The following is a 13,124-nucleotide window of genomic DNA, read 5'->3' as shown; positions in this document are numbered from 1 at the left end:
CAGCGCAATAGAACATCGACCTATTCCTATTTAAGGAGCAAGCGTGAAACTCATATATACCGATTCTTTAGTCGTGGGCGCCGGTCTGGCTGGACTAAGGGTCGCCATCGCCTCGAAAGAGAGAGGGCTCGACACCGTCGTGCTATCTCTGATCCCTGCTAAACGTTCACACTCTGCGGCTGCGCAAGGTGGTATGCAGGCAAGTCTTGGTAACACTGTTAAGGGCATGGGTGATGATGAAGATGTGCATTTCCAAGATACCGTAAAAGGTTCTGACTGGGGATGCGATCAGGACGTCGCTCGTATGTTTGCCCACTGTGCACCTAAAGCCGTGCGTGAATTGGCAAACTGGGGCGTACCTTGGACCCGCATTACCAAAGGGCCACGCCAAGTGGTGGTGAATGCGGAAAAAGTCACTATTGAAGAAGCAGAAGAGGCGCACGGTTTAATTAACGCCCGCGACTTTGGTGGTACTAAAAAATGGCGTACTTGCTACACTGCCGACGGCACAGGCCATTCACTGCTGTATGCGGTAGATAATAAAGCCATCTCGATGGACATTCCTGTGCATGAGCGCATGGAAGCATTGTCGCTTATTCATGACGGTAAGCGTTGTCACGGTGTGGTTGCGCGCTGCTTAATTACCGGCGAGCTTATTGCGTATGTTGCTAAGTCGACCACCATTGCCACTGGCGGCTATGGCCGTATTTATGAAGTATCGACTAACGCGATTATCTGCGAAGGTGTGGGTCAAGCACTAGCACTAGAAACTGGTGTTGCCAAACTAGGCAATATGGAAGCGGTACAGTTCCACCCTACAGCGATTGTACCAGTGGGCATTTTAACCACAGAAGGTTGTCGTGGTGATGGTGGTTTATTGCGTGACAAAGATGGTCACCGCTTTATGCCAGATTATGAGCCAGAAAAGAAAGAGCTAGCTTCACGTGACGTGGTATCGCGCCGCATGACCGAGCATATGCGCAAAGGTAAGGGCGTAGATAGCCCGTACGGTCCGCATTTGTGGTTAGACATTACTTTGCTAGGCCGTAAGCACGTTGAAACTAACTTGCGTGAAGTAAAAGAAATTTGTGAGAACTTCTTAGGCATAGATCCTGCTAAAGATTGGATCCCAGTCAGACCGACGCAGCATTACTCTATGGGTGGTATTCGTACTGATGCTACCGGTCAAAGCCCACAGCTTAAAGGCCTATTCAGTGTCGGTGAAGCAGCCTGTTGGGATATGCACGGCTTTAACCGTTTAGGCGGTAACTCATTGGCTGAGACTGTGGTTGGCGGCATGATCATCGGTAAGTATGTGGCTGATTTTTGTGAGCAGAACACTCTTGAAATCGACACCAATCTAGTTGAGACCTTTGTGGGTAAACTGCAAAGCGAAATTGACGAGCTGATTGACGGTGAAGGCACAGAGAATCCATTTGAACTTAAGCAGCAGATGCAGCGCATCATGATGGATTACGTGGGTATTTTCCGTAATGGCCCAGAACTTGATAAAGCGGTAAGCGAGCTGCAAGACTTGCTTAAGCGTGCTAATGCGTTAGGTCTTAAGTGTAAGAAGCGCCATGCTAACCCTGAGCTGGTTGAAGCGCTGCGTGTTAAGCGCATGCTTAAAGTGGCACTGACCGTTGCAACTGGTGCTGCTGCGCGCACAGAGAGCCGCGGAGCGCATGCTCGTGAGGACTTCCCACAGCGTAACGATAAAGACTGGCTAAATCGCACGTTATCAAGCTGGCCAGATGCTAACAGCTTGTCACCACAGCTTGAGTATGAGCAGTTAGATGTGATGAAGATGGAGTTGCCACCAGGATACCGTGGTTACGGTATCGACAATGCGATTGCCCACCCAGACACTGAAAAGCGTGAACAGCAAATTGCAGAGATTATCAGCCAGCTTGGCCCTGATGCCAATAGACATCAAAAACAAGCGGCAGTGATGCCATTTGACGTACCAGAATCATTAAAACCAAAGAACGAACGTTTGAGTGATAAACTAAACTCAGGCGCAGGAGAGATCGCTAAATGAGCCAACAAATGGCTAAGGGCCGCACCTTAACTTTCAGTATTTTCAGATATGATCCGCAAATGCCGGATGATAAGCCGAAGATGGTGGATTACCAGATCGAAGAAGCGCCTGGTATGACGGTCTTTATTGCGCTAAATCAGTTGCGTGAGTTGCAAGATCCATCGCTGCAGTTTGACTTTGTTTGTCGTGCGGGTATTTGTGGTAGCTGCGCTATGGTGATTAACGGTATGCCGACTCTGGCCTGCCGCACTCTAACCAGCAAATTTGCTGATGGTAAGATCAAGCTAATGCCGCTACCTGGCTTTGAGTTGATTGGCGATCTATCAGTAAACACCGGTAAGTTTATGCGTGAAATTGCCGAGCGCTTAAAGCTATGGTTACACCCGAAAGCGGGCGATGATGATATTCACCGTTTAGAGGCGCCAATGTCACCTGAAGAAGCGGCTAAGCTATACGAGTTAGAGCGCTGCGTTGAGTGTGGCGTATGTGTGTCAGCGTGCGCAACTAAGCAAATGCGTGACACCTTTGTTGGCGCTGTTGGCCTAATGAAGATTGCGCGTTTTGAGCTCGATAGTCGTGATGCACGTAATGCGGAAGACTTCTACCATGTGATTGGTAACCAAGACGGTGTGTTTGGTTGTATGACGCTATTAGGCTGTCAGGATAACTGCCCGAAAGATTTGCCGCATATGCAGCAAATTGCTTATCTTCGTCGTAAGATGGCGGTTACGCTAGTCTAAGTTAACTTATTTTGTTAAGACAACATATTGAAAAGCCTGCTTAACGCAGGCTTTTTTGTGGATGACGTTTGCGCGAGTTTTATCTACAATTTGGTATTAAATACCTGTGCATTTATAAACGGAATATTGATAATGCAACTTAACGACTTGAAGCTGTTTGTACGCGTTGCTGACTGCGGTAGTTTAACTGCTGCTGCGCTTGAGCTGGATATCTCCTCAGCTGTGGCGAGTGCTGGCTTAAAGCGGCTAGAGAAGGAGCTAGGCACAGCGTTATTTATTCGTAGTACGCGTAGTTTAAGGTTAACTGATGCAGGGGAGCGTTATCTCATTCACTGTCGTCGTGCGCTGAGTGATCTTGAGGTGGGTCAGCGCGCGATTGAAAGCACCCAAGCGAGTATTTCTGGAATGGTGAGTTTGTCGGTGCCATCAGATGTTGGCCGCAATGTGTTGCTGCCGTGGCTGGATGACTTTTTGCTGGAGTACCCAGAACTAAAGCTTAGGCTGCATATTGGCGACAACCTCTCTGATTTTTATCATGACAAAATCGATGTCGCGTTGCGTTCTGGTGTACCTAAAGACTCATCGCTGGTGGCCTTTAAGATCTGCAATTCGCGCCGAGTGTTATGCGCGTCACCAGACTATATTGCGCAGTTTGGTGATATCGCTTCACTTGAGCAGTTAGCCGATCATAATTGCTTGTTCTTTATGTTAGATGAGCGCACTCATGACCAATGGGTTTTTAATAAAGATGGCCAGCAGCACAAGGTAAGAGTCACCGCTAACCGCACCTGTAATGATGCCGATATTGCAAGGCGCTGGGCAGTTGCAGGCCAAGGGCTAGTGTTTAAGTCTTGGCTCGACCTAACTGACGATATAGAGTCTGGACGCTTGGTGCCGCTGCTCAATGAGTATCAAGGTGAGGAAGCTGACTTATATTTAGTTTGCCCCGGAAGAGAGCATGTAACGCCAGTTATATTGCTGCTCAGAGATATGCTGCGAGAGCGTTGTAAACAGCGCTTGGCACGGGTAAAGCATCTGATGGGCTGATAATCAATCGGTACAAATTGCAGCTACAAAAAAACCGCACGAATGCGGTTTTTTTAGTGTTATCCGTTTATGGCTGATAGTGTAAAAGCTAATTAGCTTTTAGCACGCTTCATCGCAGTGAAGAATTCATCGTTAGTCTTGGTCATTGCCAATTTGTCGATAAGGAACTCCATACCTGTCACTTCATCCATAGGATTTAGGATCTTACGTAGGATCCACATCTTCTGTAGTTCGTCAGGCGTAGTTAACTTCTCTTCACGACGTGTACCAGAGCGGTTAAAGTCGATTGCAGGGAATACACGCTTTTCAGCTGCTTTACGAGAAAGGTGTAACTCTTGGTTACCTGTACCTTTAAATTCTTCGTAAATAACTTCGTCCATTTTAGAGCCTGTATCAACTAGCGCCGTTGCGATAATGGTTAAGCTACCACCATGCTCGATGTTACGTGCAGCACCAAAGAAACGCTTTGGACGGTGTAGAGCGTTAGCGTCAACACCACCAGTAAGTACCTTGCCTGATGAAGGGATTACCGTGTTGTAAGCACGTGCTAGACGCGTGATAGAGTCAAGTAAGATAACCACGTCTTTCTTGTGCTCAACTAGGCGCTTAGCTTTTTCAATCACCATTTCGGCTACTTGTACGTGACGGCTTGCTGGCTCATCGAAAGTAGAAGCAATTACTTCACCTTTTACCATGCGCTGCATCTCGGTAACTTCTTCTGGACGTTCGTCAATTAGCAATACCATCAACACCACTTCTGGGTTGTTGTGAGTAATGCTTTGCGCCATGTTTTGTAGAAGCAATGTTTTACCGGCTTTTGGCGGTGCAACGATTAGACCACGCTGACCTTTACCGATTGGTGAACATAAATCCAGAATACGTGAAGTAATATCTTCAGTAGAGCCGTTACCACGCTCCATGCGTAGACGATCTTGTGCATGTAACGGAGTTAAGTTTTCAAAAAGGATTTTGTTGCGAGAGTTTTCAGGCTTGTCGAAGTTAACTTCGGTAACTTTTAGAAGGGCAAAATAACGTTCGCCTTCTTTTGGTGGACGAATTTTACCAAAAATCGTGTCACCAGTGCGCATGTTAAAGCGTCTAATTTGGCTCGGTGATACGTAAATATCATCTGGACCCGCTAAGTATGAACCATCAGAGCTACGAAGGAAGCCGAAGCCGTCTTGTAAAATCTCTAAAACGCCACCACCGAAAATATCTTCACCGCTTTTAGCGTGGGCCTTAAGAATAGAGAAAATAATGTCTTGCTTACGAGCACGAGCCATATTATCTAGCTTCATGTCCTGCGCAAGCTGGACTAAATCTGATATTGAGGTGTTTTTTAATTCTGATAAATTCATCTTGGTGGGTCTTGTTTTGTACGTGGCAATGCCATCTACGATCGACAGTTTTGTAGCTTAATGAGTATCAATCGGATAGCGAGAAGTGGGTTAATTAGAATGATTCTGGTTATTAAAGTAGCACTAACAGGGCGAGGCGTCTAGAAGTTTAGCTAAACCCGACACATTTTCTTGTTGAAGCTGTGTCGGGAGTCACTTATACACCGCACAATCGAGTGTTGCGCGGTGTTTTAGTGATTAAAGTTGCGCGTCAATGAACTCTTTAAGTTGAGTTTTTGATAGTGCGCCAACTTTAGTTGCAGCAAGCTCGCCTGCTTTAAATAGCAGTAGAGTTGGAATGCCGCGAACGCCATATTTAGCTGGTGAAACGTTGTTTTGGTCAACGTTTAATTTAGCGATAGTGATCTTACCTTCGTACTCTTCAGCTACGTCATCTAAGATTGGGGCGATCATCTTACATGGACCACACCATTCAGCCCAAAAATCAACCAGAACTGGTAGTTCTGAATTAATTACGTCATTTTCAAAGCTATCGTCGCTTAGGTATACAATCTTGTCGCTCATGTCGTTCTCCAGTTTGGCTGCCATTGCTGGTTTGTTAATGGCTTAACCTGTATATTGGGTCGGTAAAATAGCTTTTCAAGCTAAAAGTTATGCAAATATTACTGTCGGCACTCTTGAGTATGTTAAATCGCTTTAGACAAGACGCTGATTTACAGGCATAGTTAGCCTACGTCAACGACGTTTAACGCCTGATGCGTTTAAAATTGTCCTAAAGAGAACGATAAACACACGCTTAAATTTCATTGCATCACATAAATATAGAGGGAATGATGATTCCGTCACTGATGCCAAAAATATCGTGGTAAACGTTTCTCCGAGAGTGCACCAATTTTCCGTGATAAAATTCAATCGCTATTTCAAACGATCGAGTTTTTTATTGCAACCTTTTACAGGTAAGCCTGCGCTATGAGCGAAACACATTTATCTACACAGAAGTTTGCTGACTTCCCTTTGAATAAAGAAGTTCATCAAGCACTTAATGAAGCTGGTTTTGAGTTCTGTACTCCAATTCAGGCTTTATCGTTACCGATTTTATTAGAAAAAAAAGATATAGCCGGTCAGGCACAAACGGGTACAGGTAAAACACTGGCCTTTTTGGTTGCGACGTTTAACCACCTTCTATCGACACCTATCCCTGAAAATCGCCAATTAAATCAACCTCGTGCAATTATTATGGCGCCGACTCGTGAGTTGGCTATTCAGATTGCGAAAGATGCTAACTTATTGGCTAAACATACTGGCCTTAAAGTGGGTATTGTTTATGGCGGTGAAGGTTATGAAGTTCAACGTAAAGTATTAGACAAAGGCGTTGATATTTTAATTGGTACCACTGGCCGCATTATCGATTATGTGCGCCAAGGTGTTATCAACGTTAGCGCTATTCAGGCGGTAGTGCTTGATGAAGCCGATCGTATGTTCGATCTGGGCTTTATTAAAGATATCCGTTTCTTGTTTAGACGTATGCCTGACGCTAAGTCACGTTTGAACATGTTGTTCTCTGCAACGCTTTCAATGAAAGTACAAGAGCTTGCATATGACCACATGAACGAACCTGAGAAAGTTGAAATTGCGCCAAACGAGAAAACGTCAAAGAACATTAAAGAGGAGATCTTCTATCCATCGATGGAGGAGAAGATGCCTTTGCTATTGTCTTTGCTTGAAGAAGACTGGCCAGAAAAAGCCATCGTGTTCTCAAATACCAAGCATAGCTGTGAAAAAGTCTGGTCATGGCTTGAAGGTGACGGACATCGCGCAGGCCTGCTAACCGGTGATGTGCCGCAAAAGAAACGTTTACGTATTCTGGAGCAGTTCACTAAAGGTGAAATCGATATTCTAGTGGCTACTGACGTTGCTGCACGTGGCCTACATATTTCTGATGTTTCGCACGTTTATAACTATGACTTACCTGACGATTGTGAAGACTATGTGCACCGTATTGGTCGTACTGGTCGTGCCGGTCAAAAAGGTGTGTCAGTCAGTTTTGCTTGTGAAGAGTACGCGCTAAACTTACCAGCGATTGAATCTTATATTCAGCATTCAATTCCTGTTACGTCGTACGACAGCAGTGCCTTACTTGATGATATTCCACCACCAGTAAAAATTCATCGCAAGCCTAGCACTCACACGCGTAATACTCGCGCTCCGGGTAGTCCTCGTCCACAGGGTGGCCAGCGCAATGGTCCGCGCCGTCATGACAGAACTCGTAGACATTCATAGGCGATAACGCTTAATGACAACACCTCTTTATGCAGCCATTACCCTCGGCTCAAATAGCTTTAATATGTTGGTCGCGAAAACCGTCGGTCAACAGCCTAAAGTTATTGCTAAATATAAGCGCAAAGTTCGTTTAGCCGAAGGGATCCAAGATGATGGCTCGCTGAGTGAAGAGGTGTTATTACGCGGTCTAGATTGTTTAACGATGTTTGCTGACATGCTTAAGAAAGAGGGCGTGTCTGCAGAAAATGTTGCTGTTATCGCAACCGCGACCTTACGTAAAATCTCTAATTCAGATGACTTTTGTCATCGTGCTTTGCCTATTCTTGGTCATCCTATTGAGATAATTTCAGGTATGCGCGAGGCTGAGTTGATTTATCAAGGGATGGTTGCAACGACTGAAGGACATGGTCGCCGACTGGTTATTGACATTGGTGGGGCGAGTACAGAGTTTATTATTGGTGACGGTAATAAAGTTTTGCTAAAAACCAGCCTGCCTATAGGCTGCGTCACTTTTAATGACTCATTTTTTGCAAGTTCGCCTTTGCAGCAACTCGATTTTGATGATGCTAAAACCAAAGTCAAAATGATATTAGGTGAACAGCTTAGTGAGTTAAAAAAGCTAGGTTGGCACTGTGCTGTTGGGGCTTCAGGTAGTGTACAGTCTGTGGTTGAGTTGCTTAATCATCGTGGTTTATCGAGCGTGATCACCTTAGATGTGTTATCGAGTTTAAAGCAAGAAATCCTATCTCAAAACGACAACTCAATGTTGAATATCAGCGGTTTGAACCCTGAACGGGCACCAACATTTGCTGCTGGAGTCGCTATTTTGTTGGCGTTATTTGAATTGCTCGATATTCAAAAGCTTCACCTTTCAGGTGGCGCATTGCGTGAAGGTGTATTGCAGAATCTTGCTAACTGTTGTTAATGCTTAATAATTATCGCTAGTTTAAGTGCTTTCCTAGAATATTGTTTGGTATTAATGAAGAGTTTCAAACGTTAACTCTATTTGATTTAATCTCTCCTATCGTCGTTATTTAGTTATTTTTGTCGCTTAGATAGCGGCTGAAATATTTTTGTTATATTGCATTTCTACGCATTTAACTATTCTTTTTTCCGTTATAAATCCCACCTTTATTCATTATTTAATCTCGGTTTTTTGTCATTTATCTAGACGGCTATCCTCACTATTGAATGACTTTTTAAATGTTTATTTTGCATTTCTATAATTGCTACCTGCAAATGATATATTGCATACAAAATAAAATATGTGATACAAATGTTATCGCATTGTTTCGTGGTTGTATTTGGCTTTAGGACACTTTACTGCTCAAGCAATAGCACTTAAAAATTACATTCTGGGGAGACGGAAGATGAGATTTAATAAAGTTGCAAAGCTAGTTAGCTTGGCTTGTAGTGGCATGGTTGCTGTATCAGCACCAGTATATGCAGCAGAAACAGAAGAAAGTGTTGAGCGCATAGAAGTCACGGGTTCGCGTATTAAGCGTATCGATATGGAAGGTGCAAGCCCTATCACGACAATTACGGCTGATGAGCTGGCAAAGTCAGGCTTTTCTACTGTAGGTGATGCATTACGTAGCTCAAACTTAAATGCCTTTGGTTCTTGGGGCGGTGGTTCTAACAATGGCTGGGGCTCGCAGTCTACAGTGCAGCTGAAAGGTGCTTCTGCTTTTCATACACTGACGCTTTTAGATGGTAAGCGCATGGCTAAGTCGCCAGTTATGGATGGCGGTGCAGCAAATATTAATACCATTCCAATGGCTGCTGTTGAGCGTATTGAGATCTTAACTGATGGTGCTTCTGCTATTTATGGTACAGATGCCATTGCGGGTGTAGTAAATATTATTCTGAAAAAAGATTTTGAAGGTGTTCAGTTTGATGCACGCCTTGATCGTCCAGAACAAGCAGGCGGTGATTCATCAAACCTTTCATTCACAGGTGGTTTGAATTCAGATAAAGGCCATTTAGTTTTTACTGTTGAGCATTATGAACAACAAAAGATTATGCAAAAAGATCGTTGGTATACTCAGCCTTTCGTTGTTGAAGGCGGAGATCCAAATGATTATCAAGATTGGGTAAACATTAGCCCTACTGGTAGAGTTTTGACCCAAGGTGGTGCTGGCGGTTGGGTGTATTCTGCACCATTTTCAAATTCTGATAAGACCTGTGCCGATGTTTATGGTGATGCTTTCTTAGGGCCGCTTGATGATTCTGACTATCCAGGCGATACACTTTGTGCGTATGACTATACCCAAGCTGCTGCAACGACGACGGACCAAACTCGTAATAATACGTTGATCCACTATAACTATGAAATTACGGATCAAATAGAGCTGACGGCGCGAGCGTATTGGGCATCGAATGAAACCATTGATATTTCTGCACCAGTTCCTGCTTCAATTAGCATTCCAAACGGTTTACCGGCTTACACAACTGATGAAGGTTTAGATCTTGTTGAGCTAGTTGCAGATCCTGATGCTGGTATGAATTACCGCTTTGATACTGCCGGTGATCGTGTTGCAGAGCATCACGATAATATCTACGATATTTTAGTCGGTTTAGACGGCTCTACCGATAACTTAGATTGGGATATTTCTTTTAATTACAACAAGTATGACAACTATACTTGGGGTACAGGCTATCAGTTAAAAGGTGCTACAACGGATTTAGTTGGTCAGTGGAATGATCAAACTAATTCATTTGAAGGTTGGGACCCACGTGATCCTAATTCTGAAATGCCTGCTGGTGCGACAGCCAACTATGATAAGCGGATGGCTGCGACTTATGTAGATATTAATGGTGGTTTGTCATTTGAACTATTTGAACTACCAGGTGGTGCGGCAGGTATGTATGTTGGTGCCTCATACCGTGAAGAGTCGCTAGATTCAAAAGTTGCCGCATTAGCTGAAGCTGGACAAATTGTCGGCGGTAATGGTGGCTCTGGTGGTGAGGGTGAACGAGATGTGACAGCTGGTTACTTTGAAATGGCATTGCCTATTCTTGATAACTTAGAGCTAAATCTAGCGGGTCGTTATGATGAGTATTCCGATTTTGGTGGTACATTTAATCCGCAAGTATCAGTTCGCTATAATCTAATAGAGCCTTTACTACTGCGTGCATCGTGGGGAACGGGCTTCCGTGCACCGACCTTGTCAGATCTCTATCAAGGTACTGCAGAAGGTTTCGGCTATATCAAGAATTACCTAAATTGCTATGAGCAGGGTGAAAGCATTGATAGCTGCAGTCGTTGGGATTATGGTCCAACTCGAACTGGTGGTAATGAAGAATTACAACCTGAAGAGTCTGAATCATATAACCTAGGTGTTGTTTGGGAAATTTCAGACCAAGTAAATATCTCTGTTGACTATTGGTCATTAGAAACTACGAATCTAATCGACTCACTAAGCGCTAGCGAAATCGTGCAAACGCAGGCTAAGTTGTGGGAAGCTGCTGACGCTGCAGGTGTTGCACGTCCAGATGTTTCGACAGTCTATCCTGGCACGGAAATTAGTCGCTTAGGTAATGGCAAAATTGACTACGTAGTTAGCCAAAAACTTAACGTAGGTTTGAGTGAGCGTGAAGGTATCGACGTTAAAGTTGGTGCAGGGTTTGATAGTGACTATGGTGATTTTAACTTTGGTTTAGGTTGGTCATACTTTCTTAAATATAAGTCATCATATTCATCTGCAGGTGTGCAAATTTTGTCTGACGATGAAGCGGGTCGCGAAGGTACGCCTGATCATCGTATCAACCTTACTGCAGACTATTCATATGGTGACCATGTTGTCAGTTACTTCGGTAACTTCATTGGTTCTCAAAAGAGTTGGGATGTAGTTGAAGGCAGCTGGGATCCTGATGCAGGCCAAACAGAGGATGATGGTAAGCTGTATGAGATTGATTCGATTTTCTATCACAACTTAACTTATACCTATACTCTGCCATGGAACAGCAGCATTTCTCTTGGTGTAACTAACTTAACAGATGAAGACCCTCAGTTCGCCTATGATGGTACATATGAAGGAGACTTATATGACATCCGTGGTCGTACTTATTGGGCTGGTTTCCGCCAATCTTTCTAGGTTAACTGTATATAGGCTAATTTAACTAACAAAAAGGCACTCACTAGAGTGCCTTTCTATTTTGTGTGATAAAGCTAAAATCTAGCTGTTAACTTTTGGTGGTATTATTTTAAAATATTCAATAAATCAGCTTCTAGCGATACTTCTGGTCTTTCCACAATACGGCCAATCTCTTCGTCATTTTGCTCGACAATAAAGGTAGGAATACGGCTGAATTCATAGTTAGCTGCCAAACCTTGTGGATCTTGTTTCTCTCTATCAACACCAATATAAGTTACTTGTATATTCGGGTTATTGAGTTCTTCAATAAGACGGATAAATCTTGGTGTTTCACGATGACAGTCTGGGCACCATGTACCAATAATAACGGTTACTTGGGTTGGTTTATCGATTTTCTGTAGCTTTGCGATGATCGCAGCATCTGTTTTATAGTTTTTATACTCATCATTAAACCAGTCGAATTCGTTAAGTTCTTGATGTGTTACAGCACCAGTTAAAATCACTTCTTGTTTCTCCTCACTGCAAGTTGCTAGAAAGCCATCTTGTTTATCTTCAAATCCGCAGCCACTATTTGCCATGCTTTGGCTGCTGAAAAATAACAATGTGGTCGCGAGTAATGCTTTAACGTTATTGTGCATGATAATACCTTTGGCAAGAAGAAATGATGTTGCTTTATTCAAACATGTCTAAACAAATGGGTGAAGCTAACGATTGTCGCATTGTTAAAGGGATCACTTTATAAGTAAGAAATGTATTTTGAATGTAGGTTTCTGGCGTAAAGCCTTAAAACTAGCTGAATCGAACGAACTATTACATTAATGCTGCCTATATAAGGAGGCGAAAGTGAGATGCTTCAATTTCGGATAAAAAATAAGTCAGCACCGCAAAGTATGTAAGGCGTAAAATACGCTGACATACAATAGGGACTCTTTAGGTTCAGCCAGTAGTAAGTTAGACCAAGTCATTTGGATTATATAAGTCTCAGCTTATGACAAGATCATGCAAATGAATTACGTAGCTATATAGTGGTGAGCTTTGTAATTGATTACAGCAAAAGGCATAGATATTGATTTTAGAGCGAACACCTTGCCACTAGTATAAGTAGATATATTCATTAGTGAGTAAGACTGACTTAAAAACACTCTGGGTTAGACCTTATTAGATTAGCAAAAAATCAAATTTGTTTGAAATTGTCCGTGCAACTCAAAAATACTGTACTAGACTCATTATCCCGGTGCACAAATAGTAAGCTTTAAGTAGGTGTTTGTGGATAACTCTGGGGGTATTTAGTGGGTATGGTGTGCTTATAATATCTTTTTGAAAAAACGTCATTTTTCTTTCAAAAAACGCTTGCACTCAGATCAAAACTCCCTATAATGCGCATCCACTGACACGGCACAGCAGGCCACCTACCCAGCGTAAACGCTAGATAGAACGGGACTTGCAGCGGTGTTAGAGAGATTAACTTCTACGGAAATTAGCCTCAGGTGACAATCGCTTTAGAAGCTCAATTAGATGTGACTTGAACAAAGAATCATCGCTTGAAAAACTTCTTAAAATA

9 protein-coding genes are annotated in these 13,124 nt (G+C 43.3%); 6 read left to right on the top strand and 3 right to left on the bottom strand.

Going from position 1 to position 13,124, the window contains the following annotated elements; translation table 11 throughout:
• The first annotated feature begins 43 nt into the window (after positions 1–43).
• The 3 genes from MSG37_RS19880 (at position 44) to MSG37_RS19870 (ending at position 3,828) form a co-directional block, all read left to right on the top strand.
• Complete coding sequence (locus MSG37_RS19880; protein WP_248472406.1) at positions 44–2,041, top strand: fumarate reductase flavoprotein subunit; 1,998 nt, start codon at positions 44–46, stop codon at positions 2,039–2,041.
• A gap of 8 nt (positions 2,042–2,049) precedes the next feature.
• Positions 2,050–2,781: a fumarate reductase iron-sulfur subunit gene (locus tag MSG37_RS19875; protein WP_248472478.1), complete on the top strand. Its 732-nt coding sequence runs from the start codon at positions 2,050–2,052 to the stop codon at positions 2,779–2,781.
• A 132-nt stretch (positions 2,782–2,913) separates the two neighbouring features.
• Positions 2,914–3,828, top strand: a complete 915-nt coding sequence (locus tag MSG37_RS19870) for a LysR family transcriptional regulator (protein ID WP_248472404.1) — start codon at positions 2,914–2,916, stop codon at positions 3,826–3,828.
• A 92-nt stretch (positions 3,829–3,920) separates the two neighbouring features.
• Here MSG37_RS19870 and rho read toward each other — a convergent pair whose 3' ends face one another.
• Complete coding sequence (gene rho / locus MSG37_RS19865) at positions 3,921–5,186, bottom strand: transcription termination factor Rho (RefSeq protein ID WP_248472402.1); 1,266 nt, start codon at positions 5,184–5,186, stop codon at positions 3,921–3,923.
• A 237-nt stretch (positions 5,187–5,423) separates the two neighbouring features.
• Entirely contained in the window at positions 5,424–5,750 is a 327-nt protein-coding gene (gene trxA, locus MSG37_RS19860; protein ID WP_012278950.1) for a thioredoxin TrxA, read from the bottom strand.
• Positions 5,751–6,155: 405 nt separating this feature from the next.
• Between trxA and rhlB the strand changes: the two genes are divergently transcribed.
• The 3 genes from rhlB to MSG37_RS19845 all read left to right on the top strand — a co-directional run bounded on the left by rhlB (position 6,156) and on the right by MSG37_RS19845 (position 11,563).
• Entirely contained in the window at positions 6,156–7,466 is a 1,311-nt protein-coding gene (gene rhlB, locus MSG37_RS19855; RefSeq protein ID WP_248472401.1) for an ATP-dependent RNA helicase RhlB, read from the top strand.
• A gap of 13 nt (positions 7,467–7,479) precedes the next feature.
• Positions 7,480–8,391 carry an exopolyphosphatase gene (locus MSG37_RS19850; RefSeq protein ID WP_248472400.1) on the top strand — a complete coding sequence of 304 codons (912 nt, stop codon included), beginning with the start codon at positions 7,480–7,482 and terminating at the stop codon, positions 8,389–8,391.
• Positions 8,392–8,836: 445 nt separating this feature from the next.
• The gene (locus MSG37_RS19845) at positions 8,837–11,563 is read left to right on the top strand and encodes a TonB-dependent receptor (RefSeq protein WP_248472399.1); all 2,727 of its coding nucleotides are present in this window, start codon (positions 8,837–8,839) and stop codon (positions 11,561–11,563) included.
• 104 nt (positions 11,564–11,667) lie between these two features.
• Here MSG37_RS19845 and MSG37_RS19840 read toward each other — a convergent pair whose 3' ends face one another.
• On the bottom strand, positions 11,668–12,201 hold the full coding sequence (locus MSG37_RS19840; RefSeq protein ID WP_248472398.1) for a thioredoxin family protein: 534 nt from the start codon (positions 12,199–12,201) through the stop codon (positions 11,668–11,670).
• Between the last annotated feature and the right edge of the window lie 923 nt (positions 12,202–13,124).

Origin of the sequence: Shewanella sp. 1CM18E, assembly GCF_023161665.1 — a bacterium.
Classification (GTDB): domain Bacteria; phylum Pseudomonadota; class Gammaproteobacteria; order Enterobacterales; family Shewanellaceae; genus Shewanella.
Note: the sequence above shows the minus strand (reverse complement) of the source record. Positions and strands in the feature narration are given on the sequence as shown.